Annotated in this window: 9 protein-coding genes; 4 read left to right on the top strand and 5 right to left on the bottom strand. The window is 72.9% G+C overall.

Annotated elements, in window-relative coordinates:
- Nucleotides 1–238: 238 nt before the first annotated feature.
- Both AB0N76_RS07520 and pulA read right to left on the bottom strand, forming a co-directional pair.
- Nucleotides 239–2,584 (bottom strand): M4 family metallopeptidase, encoded by a 2,346-nt coding sequence (locus tag AB0N76_RS07520; RefSeq protein ID WP_363554177.1) that lies wholly within the window; start codon nt 2,582–2,584, stop codon nt 239–241.
- Between the two features lie 573 nt (nt 2,585–3,157).
- On the bottom strand, nt 3,158–8,617 hold the full coding sequence (gene pulA / locus AB0N76_RS07525) for a pullulanase-type alpha-1,6-glucosidase (RefSeq protein WP_363554305.1): 5,460 nt from the start codon (nt 8,615–8,617) through the stop codon (nt 3,158–3,160).
- Between the two features lie 380 nt (nt 8,618–8,997).
- Here pulA and AB0N76_RS07530 point away from each other — a divergent pair, with 380 nt between their 5' ends.
- Nucleotides 8,998–9,906 carry a phosphatase PAP2 family protein gene (locus AB0N76_RS07530; RefSeq protein WP_363554178.1) on the top strand — a complete coding sequence of 303 codons (909 nt, stop codon included), beginning with the start codon at nt 8,998–9,000 and terminating at the stop codon, nt 9,904–9,906.
- 72 nt (nt 9,907–9,978) lie between these two features.
- Here the strand turns inward: AB0N76_RS07530 and AB0N76_RS07535 are convergent, their stop codons facing one another.
- Complete coding sequence (locus AB0N76_RS07535; protein WP_363554180.1) at nt 9,979–13,002, bottom strand: bifunctional [glutamine synthetase] adenylyltransferase/[glutamine synthetase]-adenylyl-L-tyrosine phosphorylase; 3,024 nt, start codon at nt 13,000–13,002, stop codon at nt 9,979–9,981.
- Between the two features lie 228 nt (nt 13,003–13,230).
- Between AB0N76_RS07535 and AB0N76_RS07540 the strand changes: the two genes are divergently transcribed.
- Both AB0N76_RS07540 and AB0N76_RS07545 read left to right on the top strand, forming a co-directional pair.
- Nucleotides 13,231–14,817: a hypothetical protein gene (locus tag AB0N76_RS07540; protein ID WP_363554182.1), complete on the top strand. Its 1,587-nt coding sequence runs from the start codon at nt 13,231–13,233 to the stop codon at nt 14,815–14,817.
- A 112-nt stretch (nt 14,818–14,929) separates the two neighbouring features.
- Nucleotides 14,930–16,105 carry an acyltransferase gene (locus AB0N76_RS07545; RefSeq protein WP_363554184.1) on the top strand — a complete coding sequence of 392 codons (1,176 nt, stop codon included), beginning with the start codon at nt 14,930–14,932 and terminating at the stop codon, nt 16,103–16,105.
- Here AB0N76_RS07545 and AB0N76_RS07550 read toward each other — a convergent pair.
- The gene (locus tag AB0N76_RS07550) at nt 16,072–17,283 is read right to left on the bottom strand and encodes a hypothetical protein (RefSeq protein ID WP_363554186.1); all 1,212 of its coding nucleotides are present in this window, start codon (nt 17,281–17,283) and stop codon (nt 16,072–16,074) included. The genes AB0N76_RS07545 and AB0N76_RS07550 overlap by 34 nt on opposite strands.
- Before the next feature lie 174 nt (nt 17,284–17,457).
- Nucleotides 17,458–18,819, bottom strand: a complete 1,362-nt coding sequence (locus AB0N76_RS07555; protein ID WP_363554188.1) for a glutamine synthetase family protein — start codon at nt 18,817–18,819, stop codon at nt 17,458–17,460.
- Between the two features lie 151 nt (nt 18,820–18,970).
- Here AB0N76_RS07555 and AB0N76_RS07560 point away from each other — a divergent pair, with 151 nt between their 5' ends.
- Nucleotides 18,971–20,725: an NAD+ synthase gene (locus AB0N76_RS07560; RefSeq protein ID WP_363554190.1), complete on the top strand. Its 1,755-nt coding sequence runs from the start codon at nt 18,971–18,973 to the stop codon at nt 20,723–20,725.
- The last annotated feature ends 10 nt before the right edge of the window (nt 20,726–20,735 follow it).

Consider the following 20,735-nt stretch of genomic DNA (forward strand, 5'->3'; position numbering starts at 1 on the left):
GTGTGGCGAGGCCGGATTTCCGGTCGCGGACGGCCGCGTTTCGCCCGTGTTTCGTGTTGCCCGCCGGTTGCCCCGGGGTGACCGCGGGGTTTCCGGAAACTCACCGGAACGGAGGAACGGGAAAGCGCCGGAACGGAGGGACCGAGGAGGGACGGACGCACGCCACAGGGCCCGGCGGCCGAAAGCCGCCGGGCCCTGCCCTGTCTTCCCTGGCTCCGCCGGTGCTACCGGCGCCGGGTCAGCTCGTGGCGATCGCGGTGTCGTCGATCACGAAGCTCGTCTGCAGCGAGGAGTCCTCGGTGCCGGTGAACTTCAGGGTCACGGTCTGGCCCGCGTAGTTCGAGAGGTCGAAGGTCCGCAGCTGGTAGCCGGCGGCGGCGTCGACGTTCGAGTAGGTCTTCAGCGTGGTGCCGTTGACCTGGACCGTCAGCTTGTCGTACTGCGTCGTGCCGGACTCACCGGTGTCGATGTGCAGGTAGAAGCTGAGGGTGGCCTTGCAGCCCGACGGGATGGTGACCGTCTGGGACAGCGTGTCGGTGTGGGCCGAGCCGTAGCCGTTCAGCCAGGACTTCCACGAACCGCCGTGCGCGGCCTGCGAGGAGGAGTTGTCGACCACGCCGCTGGAGGCGGTCCACGGCGCGGCCGTGCCCGTCTCGAAGCCCGCGTTGCCGAGCAGCTGCGCCGGGGTGCAGGTGCTGCTGGTGTCGGTGACCGCCCAGGTGAAGCTGGCGCTGCCGGTCTTGCCGGCCGAGTCCTTCGCCGTCACGGTGACGTTGGAGGTGCCGATGGTGGTCGGGGTGCCGGTGACCACGCCGGTGGAGGCGTTGATCGACAGGCCGGCCGGCAGGCCGGTGGCCGAGTAGGTCAGCGGGGCGGTGCCGCCGGTGGCCTTGATCGCCAGGTTGACCGCGGTGCCGACCTTGGTGCTCTGGTTGCCCGGGCTGGTGACGGTGACGCCGCCCGGGTTCGGGGGCACGGAGCCGACGTTGACGGCGGCCCAGGCGGTGGCCACCTGGATCCACTCGGGGCTCTGGTCGCCGTAGAGGTCCTTGGCGGCCTTCAGCGTCGCGTCGCGGGCGTCGGCGTACTTGGTGGTGGAGGTCATGTACGTGGTCAGCGCCTTGTACCAGACCTGCAGCGCCTTGTCCCGGCCGATGCCGGCGACGGTGATGTTGTTGACGGTCGGGCTGTTGTAGCTGACGCCGTTGATCACCTTGGCGCCGCTGCCCTCGGCCAGCAGGTAGAAGAAGTGGTTGCCGACGCCGGACGAGTAGTGCACGTCCAGGTTGCCGACGCCCGAGTACCAGGAGTCGGCCGAGCCGCCGTCCTTGGAGGGCTTGTCCATGTAGCGCAGCGGCGTGCCGTTGCCGTTGATGTCGATGAGCTCGCCGACCAGGTAGTCCGGGTTGTCCTTCGGCAGGTTGGCGTAGAACTCGACCGCGTTGCCGAAGATGTCCGAGGTGGCCTCGTTGAGGCCGCCGGACTCGCCGGAGTAGTTGAGGTTGGCGGTGGCGGAGGTGACGCCGTGGCTCATCTCGTGGCCGGCCACGTCGAGCTCGGTCAGCGGGTGGGTGTCGCCCTGGCCGTCGCCGTAGGTCATGCAGAAGCAGCCGTCGTCCCAGAAGGCGTTGACGTAGCCGCGGTCGTAGTGGACCCGGCTGAACGCGCCGGCGCCGTCGTTGCGGATGCCGCTGCGGCCGAAGGTGTTCTTGTAGAAGTCCCAGGTGGCGGCGGCGCCGAACTGGGCGTCGACCGCGGCGGACTCGCGGTTGCTGGCCGAGCCGTTGCCCCAGGTGTCGCTGGACTTGCTGAACAGCGTGCCGTTGCCACCGGTCTGGTTGTTCATGTCGGTGGTGTACTGGCCGCCGCGCGAGGCGTCCTTGAGCTGGTACGTGGACCCGCTCTGGGTGGTGGTCAGCGGGACGTTGCCGACGAAGACGCCGGTGCCGCTGCCGGTCTTGATGGTCTCGTTCTTGCCCAGCACCTCGCCGGTGGCGGCGTCGGTGACGACCTTGAGGCGGCTCGGGGTGCCGTCCGACTCCTTGCCGGTGACGACGGTCTCCCAGGCGAGCCGCGGGGTGCCCTCGGCCGCGAAGACGACCAGGCGCGGGGCGGTGCTGGTGTCGAGCGCGGAGCCGGCCTCGGCGGCCAGCGCGGCCTCCTGGGCCTTCGGCGCGGCGAGCTTCGGCGTGGTGTTGACGCCGCTCAGCACGGCCTGGCTGGCCTTGGTCACGCCCGTGGTGGCGCCGGTGGCGTCCTGGTGGACGATCAGGTCGCCGCCGAGCACCGGGAGACCGGCGTAGGTGCGCTCGTAGCGCAGGTGGCGGGCGCCGTTGGCGTCCTGGACGACGTCCTTGGTGACCAGCTTCTCGTCACCGGTCAGGCCCAGGGTCTGGGCGAGGCCGGTGGTCTGCTGGTTCGCGGAGGCGATCAGCTCGGCCCGGTTGGCCTGCTGCGCGGCGACGGCCGCCGGCGCGTCAGGGGTGGCCGCGTGCGCCGCGATGACCGGAATGCCGGTCACCAGCAGCGCGGTGGAAGCGGCCATGACAACCGCTGCCTTCCGGGCGTGGGCGTAACGGGACATGCGGACTCCTTTTCCGACCGCCGCGGGGTTCGCGGACGGTGGAGAGAACCTGGCCGCGGGGTTGCGACCAGTGGGGGCCCCCGACGCCGGTGTACGGCGCACGGGTGCGGTTGCGGAGCAGGGGTGGAGCGTCGGTCGGCAGGGGGGACGCGCTGAACCTGACCTGGGACAGCCGCACCGGGGGGTGGGGCCCCCTCGTCTGCAGCCGGAGGAATCGTGGCAGCAAACGAGCAGTTAATGACAGATGCATGCCATGGATTGGCCGATTAGCTACCGACCCGTACATCCGTCAGAACGCCCGGAGTGTTACGACGATGAGAAATTCCGAAGATCGTTTTCATTTCCGCCGAATTGGTTTGATCACCCCCGGCGGGCACTGACCAGCACTCAGGGGCGGGAGCGGGCCCGTCGGACGGCCGGCAGCGCCGGACGGCGGCGACACGTCACCTTTCCGGCCGTGCCAGGGTCGGTTTTCGGCCAACTCCATTCCCTGAATGGAACCGCTGAAGGCTGGAAAACGATGGACCCCGTACCACCGGAGGGTGGCACGGGGCCCGTCGCGACGTCGGTCCGTCAGCCCTGCACGAACACCGCCACGGTGCGGCCCGGCACGGTGAAGGTGCCGGTCGCGGCGGTGAAGCCGGCCCGCTGCACCACCGGGTCGGTCCCCCCGGCCTGGACCGGGTGCAGCGCCTGGGCCGTCCCGGCCAGCCCCGGCACGCTCTGGCGCTGCTCGGTGGGCGTCGCGTTGAACACCACCGTGACGCCCTTCTCCGCGCCCGCCAGCCCGCCGCCGTCCAGGTGCAGGGTGAGCACCCCGGGCGTCTCCCCGGCGGTGCCGGAGAGCGGGTAGGAGAGCCGCTGCTGGACGGCCTCCAGGGTGGGCAGCGCGAACAGCGGCGAGGAGCGCTTGATCCGCAGGAACTCCTGGTACTGCGCGCTCGCCGAGCGGATGTCGGCCGCCCCCACGGTCAGCCGCGGATCGGCCAGCAGGGCCTTGGCGGCCGGCCACATCTCCTTGTTGTCGGCCGCCTTCGGCAGGCCGCGGCCCCAGCCGTTGCCCTGCGAAGCGTCCCAGTGGATCGCGTTGAACCAGTCCCCGGAGTCGTAGGAGTTGGCGTCCAGCGACTTGGAGCGCAGCAGGTCGCTGCCGGCCTGGACGAAGCCCGAGCCCTGGGTGAGCGCGGTCAGCGAGAGCGCCAGCGCCTGCATCCGGGCCCGGTCGGCGGCCGCGGTGCCGGCCGGCAGCTTGTACGCCAGCGCGTCGAACAGGTCGGCGTTGTCGTGCGCGTCCACGTAGCCGACGGCCTCCCCCGGGCGGGCCGCGTACCCGGTCGGGGCCCCGTTGTAGTCGACGTCCTTGCCGGTGACGGTCCGTCCGGAGCTGTCGGTGAAGGAGTAGCCGGCCAGGTTGCCGGTCAGGCCCACCTTGAGCTGGTCCATCTGCTTCAGCAGCCGGGCCTTCTGCTCCTGCGGGGTGCCGTTGGCGGGCGAGCCGTTGGGGTCGGTGAACAGGCCCGAGGCGAAGCCCTGCTGCGGGGCCGAGGAGAGCTGGAAGTTGCCGCCGCGGGCGGCGTCCCGGAACCGGTCGTCGAAGGTGGCGATGCCGGTGCCGGCCATGTTCAGCTGGGTGGCCTGGACGAACCGGGCGTCGTTGGCGACCACGCCGAAGTTCCAGCCCTCGCCGTAGAGCAGGACGTTCTTGCCGTCCACGCCGTCCGAGTCCGGGGTCATCCGGCGCAGTGCGGCCTGCACGTCCAGCATGGTGGACTTCGGGTCCAGGCCCATCAGGTCGAAGCGGAAGCCGTCCACCTTGTACTCGCGGGCCCAGGTGGTGACCGAGTCGACCACCAGGCGGTTCATCATGGCGTGCTCGGGCGCGGTGTCGGCGCAGCAGCTGTCGGTGGTCACCTTCCCGTCGGCGTCCAGCCGCTGGTAGTAGCCGGGGACGACCTTGTCCAGCACCGAGTGCTCGGCCTGGCCGCTCGCGGCGGTGTGGTTGTAGACGACGTCGAGCACCACCCGCAGGCCGGCCGCGTGGATCGCCTGCACCATCCGCCGGAACTGCACGGTGCGCACGGTCCCCTCCGGGTCGGTGGCGTAGGAGCCCTCCGGCACGTTGTAGTGCAGCGGGTCGTAGCCCCAGTTGTAGGCGTCCTGGGCGGCGACGGCGGCCACGCACTCCTGCTGCTTCTCGCTGTCGGCGGCCAGTGCGGCGAGGTCGCAGGCGGGCAGCTTCTGCTCGGCGCGGTTCTCCCGGATGGTGGCGATGTCGAAGGTCGGCAGCAGGTGGACGGTGGTGACGCCGGCGGCCGCGAGCTCGCGCAGGTGCTTCATCCCGGCCGACTCGGACTCGGTGAAGGCCAGGTAGGTGCCGCGCTCGGCGGCCGGGACGGTGGTGTCGGCCACCGAGAAGTCCCGGACGTGCAGCTCCTGGATCTGCTCCCGGCCGAGCGGGACGGCCGGCGGGGCGGCGTGCTCCTCCCAGCCCTGGGGCTTGAGCTCCTTGGCGGCGAGGTCGGCGACCAGGCTGCGCTTGGAGTCGGTGGACAGCGCCACCGAGTACGGGTCGGTGACGGTGTTGACCACGACCTGCTGCACGGCCGGGGCCCAGACCTTGACCTGGTAGAGGTAGTACCTGCCGTCGAGCTCGGCCCTGTCGCGGACGAGCTCCCAGACGCCGGTCTCGTCGTCGAGCTTCAGCGGCAGGGTCTTCGGGGTGCCGCCGGTGGCGGTGTCGAAGACCTGGACGGAGACCTCCTGGGCGGTCGGCGCCCAGAGCGAGAGCGCGACCTTGCCGTCGTAGTACGCCGGGCCGAAGTCGACCCGGCCGGTGCGGCGGGCGTACCGGTCGTCGAGCACCCCGGGGAGCTGCACGCCGGTGGCGGCCAGGGCGGCGCCGCTGGGCAGGTGCTCGGTGAAGAGCAGCTGGCCGCGCAGGGCGGCGGGCACCCGGGCGGTGTCGCGCGGGTCGACGGTGAAGGCCCGGTAGCCGGCCAGGTGCGGGTACTTCGCCTTCTGGGCGTCGGTCAGTCCGCCGCGCACCGGGTCCAGCCGGATCCACTGGCCGGGCTTGGTCAGCACGCCGTTCTCGGCCCGGATGCCGCCGGCCGGGTCGTAGACCAGCTGGGCGCTGGTGCCGCTCGCCAGGGCGGCGTCGGAGGCGCCGTAGGTCGGCGGGACGACGACGGTCGCCGCGTCGATCCACTGGGCCTTGGCGGTGGCCGGGTCGAGCTGGGAGGAGGCGGTGGCGGTCTGCGGCAGCAGGTAGCCCTCGCGGCCGCCGAGGATCCAGACCTCGCGGCCGTTGGCGGCCAGGTCGAGGGACTGGTCGTTCGGCAGGTCCTTGTCGTTGCCCTTGTGCAGGATGTAGCTGAGGCTGGTCGCGCCGGGGGCGAGCGGCACCTCGAAGACGGCGCCGAAGGCGTCGCGGCGGACGGGCTGCAGCGGGTTGCCCCAGTCGGTGGGGCTGGCGGCGCCGGTCCAGTCGTGCAGGCCCCAGCCGTCGTAGTTCCCGTCGGCCCGGTTGTAGTGGATGACGGCGGTGTTGGCGGGCTGGGTGTCGGCGGGGCCGGGGTTGACGGTGCGGACGGCCGGGTCGCCCTCCTTGACCCAGATCTCGCCGGCGGCGCCGACGTCGATGTGCCGGTCGGCGTCGACGTCCTTGACGCCGTCCTTCTCGACGATGAAGCCGACGTCCGAGGCGCCCGGCTTGAGCTTCACGTAGGCGAAGGCGCCGTAGGCGTCCCGGCCGGTGAAGCCGTGCCCGGCGGGCCACTGGGTGCCCTCGCCGTCGGCGAGGTCGCCCCAGGCGTAGAGGTTCCAGCCGGCGTAGTCGCCGTCCTTGCGCTGGTAGTGGACGACCGCGTAGGGGCGGGTGGCGGCGCTGGGCACCGGCTTGGGCGCCGGGGTGCCGGTGGTGAAGCCGCCGGTGGCGGAGGCCAGCCGGCCGGCCGCGTCCTGGACGACGGCCTTGTAGCGGACGGGCGTGCCGGGGGCGACGCCCGCGAGGTCCTGGGTGACCTCGTACCGGCCCGTGTCGGAGGTGCCGAGCACCTGCCAGGGCCGGTCGCCGACCTGGGCGGCGAAGGTGACCCGGCCGAAGCCGCCGCCGGGCACCTGCGCGCCGATGGTGACGGTGCCGGTGGAGCCCTCGGCGGGCGCCTTGAGGGTGATCGCGGGCCCGGCGGCGGCCGGCGCGAGCTTCCCGGCGGCCTTGAGGACGACCGAGGACAGCCCCGGCACGGTGACGGTAACCCTGCGGTCGGCGCCGCTGGTGACCCGCTCGCCGGCGGCGGGGAAGATCCGGTCGAAGCCCTGGCCGGCCGAGAAGGTGTCCAGGGTGACGGTCTTCGGTTCGGCGGCGTTGTTGACCGCGACCAGGTACTCGACCTGCTGCCCGGCGTCGATCCGGGAGAAGGCGTAGACGCCCGGCCCGTCGGCGGCGTACCGCTCGATCTGGGCGCCGTCGGCGAGCGCCGGGTGGTCGCGGCGGAGCTGGGCCAGCGCGGCGATGTCCCGGTAGAGCGGCCCGTCCTGGCCGTAGCGGTCGGCGGAGCCGGGGGTGCCGCCGAGCACCCGGTCGGTGGTGTAGGAGGGGGTCTTCGAGGCGAAGACGTCCTGCCGGGCGTCCTTGTCGCCGCCGGCGCCGGTGAAGCCCTGCTCGTCGCCGTAGTAGACGACGGGCTGGCCGCGGGTGAGGAACATCAGCTCGTTGCCGAGCCGGTCCTTCTTCAGCAGGGTGGCCTCGTCGGCGCCCGGGTTGTCGGCGAGCAGGAAGGAGCCGAACCGGCCCATGTCGTGGTTGCCGAGGAAGGTCGGCAGCTCGTAGGCGTCGGTGTCGGCGGTGGTGTAGCGGTGGTCCTGGCCGTAGACCTCGGCGAGGCCGCGGGCCGAGCCGCCCTGGGAGACGTAGGCGCGGGCGGCGTTCTGGAACGGGAAGTCCAGGGTGGCCTGGAGCCGCCCCTTGGTGACGTACGGCGCGGTGACCGCCGGGTCGCCGGAGTAGACCTCGCCGAACATGAAGAACCGCTTGTTGCCCTGCTTGGCGGCGAAGTCCTTGAGCGCGGGCGCCCACTGCTGCCAGAAGGCCATGTTGACGTGCTTGACGGTGTCGATCCGGAAGCCGTCCACGCCGGCGTCCTTGACCCACTGCTGGTAGACCTTCTCGAAGCCCTTGACCACCTTGGGGTTCTGGGTGTCGAGGTCGTCGAGGCCGGAGAAGTCGCCCTCGGTGGCGGACTCGCCGGCGAAGGTGGAGTCGCCCCGGTTGTGGTAGAGCGCGGGGTCGTTCAGCCAGGCCGGGGTCTTGGCGGTGGCGTCGGACGGCTTGCGGAAGACCGGGCTGTACGGGAAGGAGTCCTTGGTCAGCTTCGGCCAGGCGGCACCGGCGTCGGCGAGCGCGGTCTCGTCGACCGGCCGGCCGTCGGCGTCCAGCACCGGGTAGGCGCCGGTGCTCCGGTAGCCGTACTGCTGCTGCCGGTAGTCGATGACGTCGGCGGTGTGGTTGGTGATGACGTCGAAGAAGACCTTGATACCGCGGGCGTGCGCCTCGGCTATCAGCTGCTTGAGCTGCTCGTTGGTGCCGAAGTGCGGGTCGACCTGGGTGAAGTCGGTGATCCAGTAGCCGTGGTAGCCGGCGCTCGCCTGGTCGCCGGTGCCCTGGACCGGCTTGTTCTTGAAGAGCGGCGCCAGCCAGATCGCGGTGGTGCCGAGGTCCTGGATGTAGTCGAGCCGCTGGAGCAGACCGGCCAGGTCGCCGCCGTGGTAGAAGCCCTTGTCGGCCGGATCGAGGCCGTGGTCCAGGCGGGTGCCGGTACTGCCATCCGGGAGTTTGGCACCGGTGTCGTTGCCCCGGTCGCCGTTGGCGAAGCGGTCCGGCAGGACGAAGTAGAACTGCTCGCGGGTGAGGTCGTGCCGGCCGGCGGTGGCGGCGAGCGCCGCGTCCGAGGGCGGGCCGGGCGGGGCGGCGGCGAGCGCCGCGGGACCGGCGGTGCCGAGGGTGGCGGCGGTCAGCGAGGCGGCGAGCAGCACGGCCGTGCGGCCGGGTCTGCGGGTGCTGCTCCGCCGTCGGCGGGGCGGGACTTCGGCCACGGAGGGCTCCCTTGCGGGGGTAAGGGGTGATCGAGTTGCCAGGACGCTAGCGGCCTGCAATATGTTTCAGCAAGATGCAGAAAGCGTTTCGGGCAGGGAAAACGCAGGCCTCCCATGACTGCCCGGCCCCCGATTGGGCCACCCGTGGCCCCCGGCGTGACAATGGGACGTATGCCCGTCCCACCGGTTCGCACCAGACCCTTCCGCACCCCCTCTCCCGGTGGGAGCCACCCCCTACCTCTGAAGGGGGACAGCCGGTGAAGAATCCACTTCCAGAGGATGAGCAGACGGCTACGGGACGTCTGGCAGACTTCTCGTCCATGGGGGAACCGACCGAGATCCAGCAGAACGGCGGCCGCATGCCCGACGGAGCCACCCGCGCGGCCCAGTCCCGCACGGCTGCCCTGCGCAGCCGCGTCCGCGAGCAGCGCCGTTCACCGGCCCGGCCGCGGATCTGGTTCGAGCTGGCACTGATCGGCCTCAGCTACTGGATCTACTCCCTGGTGCGCAACGCCGTCCCCGAGCAGGAGGCGGTGGCGCAGAAGCACGCGAGCTGGATCTGGGACCTCGAACAGTCCCTCGGCGTCGCCGTCGAGCGCTCGGTCAACCACGCCGTCGACGGCGTCGGCTGGCTGATCACCGGGATGAACTACTACTACGCGACGCTGCACTTCGTGGTGACCATCGGCGTCCTGGTCTGGCTCTACCGCCGGCACCCGGGCCGCTACGGCGCGGTGCGCACGGTGCTGTTCGTCACCACCGCGATCGCCCTGGTCGGCTTCTACTTCTTCCCGCTGGCACCGCCCCGGCTGATGACCGACGGCGGCTTCATCGACACCGTGAAGACCCACGGCACCTGGGGCTCGATGGCCTCCGGCCCGGCCACCCACGTGTCCAACCAGTTCGCCGCGATGCCCTCGATGCACATCGGCTGGTCGACCTGGTGCGGGCTGACCATCTTCTTCCTGGCCCGCCGGACCTGGGTCCGGGTGCTCGGCCTGCTCTACCCCGTGGCCACCCTGGTGGTGATCGTCGCGACCGCCAACCACTTCTGGATGGACGCCGTCGGCGGCCTGCTCTGCCTCGCGGTCGGCTTCCTGGCCGCCCGCTGGCTCTACCACTCCTGGGTCTACACCCTGCCGCAGGTGCCCGCCCGGGAGGTGGCGGAGGAGCCGATCACCGTCCCGGAGCAGTGGAGCCAGCCCGAGGTCACCACCGCCCGCAGGTAGCACCCGCAGGATCCGACGAAGAGGGGCCCCGACCGGGGCCCCTCTTCGCGTACCCCCCGCGGACGCGGGCCGTCAGCCGTAGAACAGCCGCTCCACCACCGCCCGGGCCCGCCGGGTGGTGCGCCGGTAGTCGTCCACCAGTTCCCCGCTGTGCCCCGCGCCGTACCCGAGGTAGCGGGCCACCCCGGCCAGCTCCCGGGCGTCCGCCGGGAAGGAGTCGCCCGGGCGGCCGCGGACCAGCATCACCGCGGAGCGCACCCGGGAGGCCAGCACCCAGGCCGCGTCCAGCACCGCCGCGTCCTCCTCGGCGACCAGCCCGGCCGCCACCGCCGCCGCCAGCGCCGCCCTGGTCCGGGTGGTCCGCAGCCCCGGCAGCGCGTGCCCGTGCTGCAGCTGGAGCAGCTGGACGGTCCACTCGACGTCCGCCAGCCCGCCCCGGCCGATCTTGGTGTGGGTGGTCGGGTCGGCGCCGCGCGGCAGCCGCTCGGCCTCGATCCGGGCCTTGATCCGGCGGATCTCCAGCAGGTCCCGCTCCGGCACCCCGGCCCCCGGGTAGCGCAGCGGGTCGATCAGCTGCCGGAACCGCTCCCCCAGCTCCGGGTCCCCGGCCACCGGCTCGGCCCGCAGCAGCGCCTGGCTCTCCCAGGCGTGCGACCAGCGCCGGTAGTACGCCGCGTACGAGGCCAGGCTGCGCACCAGCGGGCCGTTGCGCCCCTCCGGCCGCAGGTCGGCGTCCACCTCCAGCGGCGGCTCGGTGGACGGCGCGGCCAGCAGCGCGCGCAGCTGGTGGCAGACCGCCTGGGCGGCCCGGGCGGCGTCCTGCTCCAGCGAGCCGAGCAGCGGCTCGTGGACGAAGAGCACGTCCGCGTCCGAGCCGTAGCCCAGCTCGTGCCCGCCGAACCGGCCCATCGCGATCACCGCGATCCGGGTCGGCAGCCCGCCGTTCTCGGCCTCCCAGCCGGCCACGCAGGCCCGCAGCGCGCCCTGCAGGGTGGCCGCGTTGAGCGCGGTGAGCGCCTCGCCGGCGGCCTCCAGCGCCTCGGCCGGGTCCTCGCCGAAGCGGCCCAGCACATCGGCGGCGGCGGTCCGGAACAGCTCCCGGCGGCGCACCGAGCGGACCGCGGCCACGCCGGCGGCGGTGGAGTCGGCCCGGCCGGCGGCGGCCAGCACCTCCTGCTCCAGCGCGGCCCGGCCGCGGGCCGCCAGGCCCTGCGGGTCGCCGAGCATGGCCACCGCCTCGGGCGCCCGCAGCAGCAGGTCCGGGGCGAGCCGGCCGGCCGACAGCACCCGGGCCAGCTGCTCGGCGGCGGCACTCTCGTCCCGCAGCAGCCGCAGGTACCAGGGGGTGCGGCCGAGCGCGTCGGAGACCTGGCGGAAGTTGAGCAGCCCGGCGTCCGGGTCGGCGGAGTCGGCGAACCAGCCGAGCAGCACCGGCAGCAGGGTGCGCTGGATCGCGGCCTTGCGGCTGACCCCGGCGGCGAGCGCGGTCAGGTGCCGCAGCGCGGCGGCCGGGTCGGCGTAGCCGAGCGCCTCCAGCCGGGCCCGGGCCGCGTCCGGGCGCAGGCCCGCCGCGCCGGCCGGCAGTTCGGCGACGGCGTCCAGCAGCGGCCGGTAGAACAGCTTCTCGTGCAGCCGGCGCACCTCCACGGCGTGCCGCTTCCACTCCCGCCGGAGCGCGGCCACCGGGTCGGCCCGGGTGTCGTCGTTGATCAGCGGGGCGAGCGAGCGGGCCAGCCGGCGCTGGTCCTCCTCGCCGGTGGGCATCAGATGGGTGCGGCGCAGCCGGTGCAGCTGGATCCGGTGCTCCAGCGAGCGCAGGAAGCGGTAGGCGGTGTCCAGCGAGGCGGCGTCGGCGCGGCCCACGTAGCCGCCGCGGGAGAGCGCGGCCAGCGCCTCCAGGGTGTTGCCGCTGCGCAGCGCCGGGTCGGTGCGGCCGTGCACCAGCTGGAGCAGCTGGACCGAGAACTCGACGTCGCGCAGCCCGCCGGGGCCGAGCTTGAGCTGGCGGTCGAGTTCGGTGGCGGGGATCGACTCGATCACCCGGCGGCGCATCTGCTGCACGTCGGTGACGAAGTTCTCCCGGGCGGCGGCCTGCCAGACCAGCGGGGCCAGCGCGGCGACGTAGGCCTCGCCGAGCTCGGCGTCGCCGGCCACCGGGCGGGCCTTGAGCAGCGCCTGGAACTCCCAGGTCTTGGCCCAGCGCTGGTAGTAGGCGAGGTGGCTGGCCAGGGTGCGGACCAGCGGGCCGTTGCGGCCCTCGGGGCGCAGGTTGGCGTCCACCGGCCAGATGGTGCCCTCGCCGGTGGTGTCGGCGCAGAGCCGGGTGAGCGCGGCGGCCAGCCGGGTGGCGGCCTGGAGCGCCACCTGCTCGTCGACGCCCTCGCGCGGCTCGGCGACGAAGATGACGTCGACGTCGGAGACGTAGTTGAGCTCGCGGCCGCCGCACTTGCCCATCCCGATGACGGCGAGCCGGCAGGCCGCGGCGGCCTCCGGGTCCTGCCCGGCGGCGAGGTCGAGGGCGGTCTCCAGGGTGGCGCCGGCCAGGTCGGCGAGTTCGGCGGAGGTCTGGGCGAGGTCGGTGGTGCCGGTGAGGTCGCGGGCGGCGATGGCCAGCAGGCAGCGGCGGTAGCCGATCCGCAGCGCGTCGGCGGGGCGGCCGGTGGTGTCGGCGGCGAGGCTCTCGGCGAGCGCGCGGCGGAAGTCCGCCGGGCCGGGGTGCATGTCGCGCAGCTCGAAGGTGACCAGGACGTGCCAGTCGTGCGGGTGGCGGGCCAGGTGGTCGGCGAGCGCGGTGGACGCGCCGAGCACGCCGAGCAGCCGGTCGCGCAGCGGCTTGGAGGTGGTGAGGGTGTCCCGCAGGGTGTGCCGGTCGCTCTCCCCGGCGGCCTCCAGCAGCCGGGACAGGCCGAGCAGGGCGAGGTCCGGGTCGGCGGTGGCGCCGAACGCGTCGAGCAGCAGCGGATCGTCGGCGAGGCCTTCCAGGGCCGGTTCGGCGAGCAGCCGCACGGCCCGCGCCGGGTCGGTGAAGCCGCGCCGCACCAGCCTGATCTCCGGCCGGCTGACCCGGCTCCCGGCCCGCTGTTCGTCCACCGTCATCGCCCCTCCGGCTTCCGGCCCGCCACCGGGGGCGGGCCCGCCCCAGCAGCGTACGCGGCCGCCGTCCCCGCCGCCCCGCGTGACCGGTGCGTGGACCGGACGGCGCGCGGGCGGGCGCACGGGCGGCACGGGCGACGCACGGGCGGACGGCCGGGTTCCGCGCAACCCGCAGCGCTGCGGGTTCGGCCCGCCGACGCCCCGGCACAATCCGGCCCAGGGGGTGCGCACATGATCGGACACTGGCTCTGGGTCCTCTTCTACCGCTGGCTCTACCACGACATCTGGCTCGACCTGGTGTGGGGCGGGCTGATCCACCACTTCCTCTGGTACGACCTCGTCTACTGCTTCCTGTGGCGCAACGTCTGCTGCAACTGGTTCTGGTCGGACTTCTTCCTCCGGCTGGTCCGGATCCAGGCCGACTGGGGCTGGCCGGACTGGCTGGCGCTGCTGCTGACCTTCCTGCTCACCGCCGTCCTGCTGGGCGCCGTGCTGGCCGCCCTGTCCATCGCGGCGGCCGAGGACGAGGAGGCCGGCTGCTTCGGCGCGGTGGTCGGCGTCGCCGTCTCGCTGGCCGTGGTGATCGCCACCTGCGTCCACCTCGCCGACGCCGCGGACACCGCCACCGCCACCGTCCGGGCGCTGGCGGCCGACCCGGTCCGGGCCCGCGCCTACCTGGCCCCGGGCGGCACGCCCGACCTGGACCGGATCCGCGCCCTGGCCGGCGGCGCCAACCACCCGGCGGACCTCAGCGGGGCCGGCGTCCGGCTGCGCTGGCACCCCGCCCCGGAGGCGGTCGGGGCGCTGCTGGAGGCGGCCGCCGAACCGAACGCCGAACCGCACACCGCCGCGGGCAGCACGCTGGCCGCCGCGACCGTGCTGGCCCTGCACCGGGAGTTCGACGACGAGCTCCCGGACGCGCTGCGGCCCGCCGTGGGGCGGATCCTGCGCGGCTACCTGAACGACGTCACCGTCGCGATGGACGAGCCGGCCGTGCTCGCCCTCAGCCCGCAGCGGACCCCGTACACCCGGGGTCCGGCCCCCGACCCGACCAGCCCGGACGCCCCGCAGGAGCACGCGGCCTTCGACCACCCGGCCCTGCAGTCGGTGCTCACCGCGCTGGCGGCCGTCCCGGCGGAGAACGACGCGCTGGTCCGCAGCGAGCTGGTGTACACCGGCCTCATCGTCCGGACCCTGCTCGGCAAGGGCGACAACCTGAAGACCCGGACCGCCGTGATCAAGCAGGCGGTGGGCGGGCCGGCCAAGGTGATCGCGACCCTGGACGCCGCCCGCAACAAGCCCGGCTACCAGGAGGAGGCGGAGTCCGACAAGGTCCGGACCCTGGTGGTGAAGGGCGGCACCGAGCTGGTCACCGAGGTGATCGCGGCCCTGGTCAGCCTGGCCGACGGCACCCACCTGGTCGGGCGGCTGGCCACCAACGTGGTCAGCCAGACACTGGTCAACACCTCGCTGAGCCTGTTCGGCCCCGAGCCCGGGGTCGACCGGGCGCTGGTCTCCGACGCGGTCCGCCGCAGCATCGACTCGAAGCGGACCTTCACCAGCACGGTCGCGGCGGCCCTGTGGGCCGGCAAGGCCTGGCCGTCCGCCGCCCGCCCGCCGGACCGGCTGCTGGACTCCGGCAAGCGGCCGCTCGACCTCGGCCGGATCCTCGGGGACGAACAGCTGAGGCCGCTGTTCCTCGCCTGGCTGCAGAACCCCGCCCAGGAGTCCTACCTGCGGGACACCCTCGACCAGATCGCCGTCCACTTCGCGCTCGGCGGACTGGCCTACAACCAGGGCGCCGGGCTGCTGCTCTGAGCACCGCTCCGCTCCGGCCGTGTCCCGGCCCGGCCCCGGCTCGTTGGACCGGGGCCGGGCCGTCCTCGGTCCTCACCACCCGCCCCCGTCCGCGTTCCGCCGGAGCCCCCCGATGCCCAGCCGCCTGCCCTCGCTGACCGGGCTGCGGTTCTGGGCCGCGCTGCTGGTGGTGCTCTACCACCTGGCCCGCAAGACCGGCGAGCTGCCGGTGCTCGGCCCGCTCGCCTGGTACGGGCGCAGCGGGGTGACCTTCTTCTTCGTCCTCTCCGGCTTCGTGCTGGCCTGGACGTACGCGGGCGTGCCCACCACCCTGCGCCGGTTCGCCCGCCGCCGGTTCGCCCGGATCTGGCCGCTGCACGCGCTGACCACGGCGCTGTCGCTCGGCGTCGACGCCGCGTTCGGCCTGGCCCTCCCGCTCGCGGCCGTCCTCTGGTCGCTGCCGCTGCTGCACACCTGGGCCCGGGGGACGGTCTTCGGCGGCAACCCGGCCTCCTGGTCGCTGGCCGCCGAGGCCTGGTTCTACCTGCTCTGCCCGTTCCTGCTGCGGGCGCTGACCGGGCGCCGGCGGCTGTGGGCGCCGCTGGCGGTGCTCTGCGCGGCGGCCGGACCGGCGCTCTGGGCGGCCGGGCCGCTGCTTCCGGCCGACCCGGCGGTGCGCGGCTGGCTGCTCGACTACCTGCCGCTGACCCGCACCCCGCAGTTCCTGCTCGGCCTGGTCACCGGCCTCGCCGTGCGGGACGGGCTGCTCGCCCGGGTGCGGCTCGCCCCGGCCGCGGCGGCGGTGGCCGGCTGGCACCTGCTGCTGGTGCCCTGGCACGCGGCCGCGCCGGACACCGTCTGGTGGGGCCCGTACGCCGCCGCCCAGCTGTTCCCCGCCCCGCTGTTCGCCGCCCTGCTGGCGGCCGCCGCGCACCGGGACCTCGGGCCTACCGGCGGGCCGCGGCTGCTGGCCGGGCCGGTGGCGGGGCGGCTCGGCGAGTGGTCGTACGCCTGGTACCTGGTGCACGAGATCGTCATCCGCTGCTGGCTGCGCACGGCCGGCCGGCCCGACGGGCCGACCGCGCTGCTCGCCGTCTGGCTGCTGCTCGGCGCCACCACCCTGGCGCTGGCCGGGGTCCTCTACCACGCGGTGGAACGCCCCTGCGAGCGCCTGCTGCGCGGCGGGCCCGCCCGCCGCCACCGCTCCCCCGGCACGCCGCTGCCGCACCCCCGGGTGCGGGTGGTGCGGCAGCGGCGTCGGTCGGTGATCGGGGATCAGCCCTCCAGCGAGCCGTCCAGGTTCACGTAGGCGTAGAAGACGCCCAGGTCGTAGCCGTCCTTGTCGGTGTCGAACTCGATGGTGATGTCGGTGTCCCCGTTGCGCAGGAACGGCGAGATGTCCCAGCGGTTGGAGTCGTAGCCGAAGTTGTTGCGGTTGTACGGGTTGCGGACGAACTGGTCGGCCGGGGTCAGCTCCTCGATGGTGGAGTTGAACGCGTCGTTGGAGGCGTGGTTGACGTCCGTGAAGATCGACTCCGGACCGTTGGTGGACTTCATCGCGAGGGTGTCCCCGGTCCACTTGAGGTCGCCGTCGTAGACGATGAAGCCGAGCTTGCCGGCGACCGGCCCGGTGGCCGGGGTCTGCAGCCCGTCGAGCTTGAACTCGCGGGCCGGGCTGTCCGGCAGCTCCACCTGGAAGCCGTCCCAGATGTGGATGTGGCGCAGCGGCTTGCAGGGGTTCTCGTACGCCACCACGATCGACCAGCCGCCCCAGCTGTGCGGCTTCACCACCGAGTCCATGTTGGCGGCGGTGTAGGTGCCGTTGCCGGCCTGCTTCACCAGGTCGGTGATGTCGGCGGAGGCCTGGTAGCTGCTCTCCTCGGTGGTGGTGATGTAGCCGATGGAGGGCTGGTCGTTGGCGATGTTGCGGTACTGGTTCTCGCCCGGGAGCTTCAGGTAGATCTCGTCGATCTGGCTCTCCGGCAGCACCGTGTCGCCGATGCCCCGGGTGCCGCCCCAGTACAGCCGGGCGTACTTGATCTGCGAGCCCTCCAGCAGCCCGAGGTCGGCCGAGCTGGCCGAGTAGATCGGGTCGCCGAGCGGGCCGATACTGCCGGGATCGATGTTGATGTACTTCATCTGGTAGTTGTTGTTGATCGGCCGGCTGCCCTGGCCGGTGCGGGCGTCCACGCACGGCGGCTGGTTCGGGTCCACCGGCGGCTGGGTCTCGTCGCAGGTCATCAGCGAGTTGCTGATCCGCGTGACGGAGCCGTGGAAGTCGCCCTGGAAGCGCGTCTTGAACGGCAGCGGGTTCGAGACGATGGTGTCGGCGCGCAGCTGCGGCCCCTTCGGGCCGGACCCGCGGGCGTCCGCGATCGGGGCGGTGAGCAGCTGTCCGGCGACGGCGGCGACGGCCACACCGGTGATCCCGATCCGCCGGGCGAGGGTGCGGACGGCGGCGGCGCGGCTGACGGAGGAGGAGGGCATGAGGTCCTCTCAGGGGGGAGGAGGAGGGAGGGTGATCACGCTTATCGGATCACAACTCAACGTCACTATCCCCTCACATACCGCCATCAGGGGACGCCCTACCTCGAACGGAGGGCCCGCCGTCATCCATTCGAACGACAGCGGGCCCCGCGATCCTTGACTCGGCGTCAGCCCCTACAGCACCTGGAGGTTCTTGCGCAGCTCGAAGGGGGTGACCTCGGAGCGGTACTCCTCCCACTCCTGGCGCTTGTTTCTCAGGAAGAAGTCGAACACGTGCTCGCCGAGGGTCTCGGCGACCAGCTCGCTGCGCTGCATGAGGTCGATCGCCTCGCCCAGGTTCTGCGGCATCGGCTGGATGCCGAGGGCGCGGCGCTCGGCGTCGGTGAGCGCCCACACGTCGTCGTCGGCGCCCGGCGGGAGCTCGTAGCCCTCCTCGATGCCCTTCAGGCCGGCGGCCAGGGTGACCGCGTAGGCGAGGTACGGGTTGCAGCCGGTGTCCAGCGAACGGACCTCCACCCGGGTGGAGCCCTGCTTGCCCGGCTTGTACATCGGGACGCGGATCAGCGCGGAGCGGTTGTTGTGGCCCCAGCAGATGTAGGACGGGGCCTCGCCGCCGGCGCCGGCGGTGCGCTGCGAGCCGCCCCAGATCCGCTTGTAGGAGTTCACCCACTGGTTGGTGACGGCGGCGGTCTCGGCGGCGTGCCGCAGCAGGCCGGCGATGAACGAGCGGCCGACCTTGGAGAGCTGGAACTCGGCGCCCGACTCGTGGAAGGCGTTGCGGTCGCCCTCGAACAGCGAGAGGTGGGTGTGCATGCCCGAGCCCGGGTGGTCGGAGAACGGCTTCGGCATGAAGCTGGCGTGCACGCCCTGCTCCAGCGCGACCTCCTTCATCACCAGCCGGAAGGTCATGATGTTGTCGGCGGTGGACAGCGCGTCGGCGTACCGCAGGTCGATCTCCTGCTGCCCGGGCGCGCCCTCGTGGTGCGAGAACTCGACCGAGATGCCCATCGACTCCAGCATGGTGATCGCCTGTCGGCGGAAGTCGTGGCCCACCCCGCGCGGGGTGTGGTCGAAGTAGCCGGACTGGTCGGCGGGGATCGGCGGGGTGCCGTCCCCGGGCAGGTTCTTCAGCAGGAAGAACTCGATCTCGGGGTGCGTGTAGAAGGTGAAGCCCTGCGCGGAGGCCTTCTCCAGCGTCCGCTTCAGCACGAACCGCGGGTCGGCGTACGAGGGCGAGCCGTCCGGCATCAGGATGTCGCAGAACATCCGGGCGGTGCCCGGCGTCTCGGACCGCCACGGCAGGATCTGGAAGGTGGTCGGATCCGGCTTGGCGATCATGTCCGACTCGTAGACCCGGGCGAAGCCCTCGATCGCCGAGCCGTCGAACCCGATGCCCTCCTCGAAGGCCTGCTCCAACTCCGCCGGCGCCACCGCGACCGACTTCAGGAACCCCAGCACATCGGTGAACCACAGCCGGACGAACCGGATGTCACGCTCTTCGAGCGTCCGAAGCACGAACTCCTGCTGCTTGCCCATGGGGACAGTCTCACCTCTGCTCTTTACGTTCGTGTTACGCCCGGAACCCACCCCAAAGCGACTGTCCCCATCATGGCGGATCACCCCCGTCGGGGGCAGTCCGGACCCCTGGCCGAGACATAGCGTCAGATCGACGATTAGACTCGGTGGCATGCCCAATCTCCGGCTCGCCCTCTGCCAGACCGATCCGTGGGTCGGTGACATCGCGCGCAACGGCGACGAGGTGGTGCGCTGGACCAGGCGGGCCGCCGGGGCCGGGGCGCAGCTGGTCGCGTTCCCCGAGATGGCCCTGACCGGGTACCCGGTCGAGGACCTCGCGCTGCGCCGCTCGTTCGTCGAGGCGTCCCGGTCCGCGCTGGTGGAGCTGGCCGGGCGGCTGGCCGCGGAGGGGCTCGGCGGGGTGCCCGTGCTGGTCGGCTACCTCGGGCGGTCCGAACGGACCCCGGCGCGGTTCGGCCGGCCGGCCGGCTCGCCGCAGAACTGCGCGGCGGTGCTGTTCGGGGGCGAGGTGGTCACCCGGTTCGCCAAGCACCACCTGCCGAACTACGGCGTGTTCGACGAGTACCGCTGGTTCGTCCCGGGCGACCAGCTGCCGGTGCTGCGGCTGCACGGGGTGGACGTCGCGCTGGCGATCTGCGAGGACATCTGGCAGGACGGCGGCCGGGTGAGCGCCGCCCGCGAGGCCGGGGCCGGCCTGCTGCTGGTGATCAACGGTTCGCCGTACGAGCGGAACAAGGACGACGCCCGGCTGGAGCTGGTGCGGCGCCGGGCCGCCGAGGCGGGCTGCGCGCTCGCCTACGTGAACATGGTCGGCGGCCAGGACGAGCTGGTCTTCGACGGCGACTCGGTCGTGGTCGCCCCGGACGGCGGGGTGCTGGCCCGGGCGCCGCAGTTCGAGGAGCACCTGCTGGTCCTGGACCTCGACCTGCCGGCCGCGGGCGGCGACCACACCGACGGCCTGCTGCTCGCCGACGGCCTGCACCTGGTCCGCACCGAGCTGGGCGGGGAGCCGGCCGGGGCGCCCGCCGCTCCGCTGCGCGCCGAGGTCGCGCCCCGGCTGGGCGACGAGGCCGAGATCTGGTCGGCGCTGGTCTCCGGCACCCGGGCGTACGTGGAGAAGAACGGCTTCCGCTCGGTGCTGATCGGCCTGTCCGGCGGCATCGACTCGGCGCTGGTGGCGAGCATCGCGGTGGACGCGCTCGGCGCCCGGAACGTGCACTGCGTCTCGATGCCGAGCCGCTACTCCTCGCAGCACTCCCGGGACGACGCGGCCGAACTGGCCCGCCGCACCGGCCTGCACTTCCGCACGGTGTCGATCGCCCCGATGATGGACGCCTACCTGGCGGCCACCGAGCTGACCGGCCTGGCCGAGGAGAACCTGCAGTCCCGGCTGCGCGGCACCCTGCTGATGGCGATCTCCAACCAGGAGGGGCACCTCGTCCTCGCCCCCGGCAACAAGAGCGAGCTGGCGGTCGGCTACTCGACCCTGTACGGCGACTCGGTGGGCGCGTTCGGCCCGATCAAGGACGTCTACAAGTCGCTGGTCTTCCGGCTGGCCCGGTGGCGCGACGAGGAGGCGCTCCGGCGCGGCGAGGTGCCGCCGATCCCGGAGCACACCATCACCAAGCCGCCCTCCGCCGAGCTGCGGCCGGACCAGCAGGACACCGACTCGCTGCCCGACTACGACCTGCTGGACGCCGTCCTCGACCGCTACGTGGAGGGCGACCAGGGCCGGGACGCGATCGTGGCCGCCGGGTTCGACCCGGCGGTGGTGGACCGGGTGGTGCGGCTGGTCGACACCGCCGAGTACAAGCGGCGGCAGTACCCGCCGGGCCCGAAGATCTCGGCCAAGGGCTTCGGCCGGGACCGCCGGCTGCCGATCACCAACCGGTGGCGGCGCGGCTGATCAGGACGGC

The organism is Kitasatospora sp. NPDC093806, assembly GCF_040683335.1.
In the GTDB taxonomy this organism is placed as follows: domain Bacteria; phylum Actinomycetota; class Actinomycetes; order Streptomycetales; family Streptomycetaceae; genus Kitasatospora.

Coding starts and splice junctions, on each gene's coding strand:
- AB0N76_RS07550 (WP_363554186.1), bottom strand. CDS start 17,283: ATGCCCTCCTCCTCCGTCAGCCGCGCCGCCGCCGTCCGCACCCTCGCC.
- AB0N76_RS07520 (WP_363554177.1), bottom strand. CDS start 2,584: ATGTCCCGTTACGCCCACGCCCGGAAGGCAGCGGTTGTCATGGCCGCT.
- AB0N76_RS07540 (WP_363554182.1), top strand. CDS start 13,231: ATGATCGGACACTGGCTCTGGGTCCTCTTCTACCGCTGGCTCTACCAC.
- AB0N76_RS07530 (WP_363554178.1), top strand. CDS start 8,998: ATGGGGGAACCGACCGAGATCCAGCAGAACGGCGGCCGCATGCCCGAC.
- AB0N76_RS07560 (WP_363554190.1), top strand. CDS start 18,971: ATGCCCAATCTCCGGCTCGCCCTCTGCCAGACCGATCCGTGGGTCGGT.
- AB0N76_RS07545 (WP_363554184.1), top strand. CDS start 14,930: ATGCCCAGCCGCCTGCCCTCGCTGACCGGGCTGCGGTTCTGGGCCGCG.
- AB0N76_RS07535 (WP_363554180.1), bottom strand. CDS start 13,002: ATGACGGTGGACGAACAGCGGGCCGGGAGCCGGGTCAGCCGGCCGGAG.
- AB0N76_RS07555 (WP_363554188.1), bottom strand. CDS start 18,819: ATGGGCAAGCAGCAGGAGTTCGTGCTTCGGACGCTCGAAGAGCGTGAC.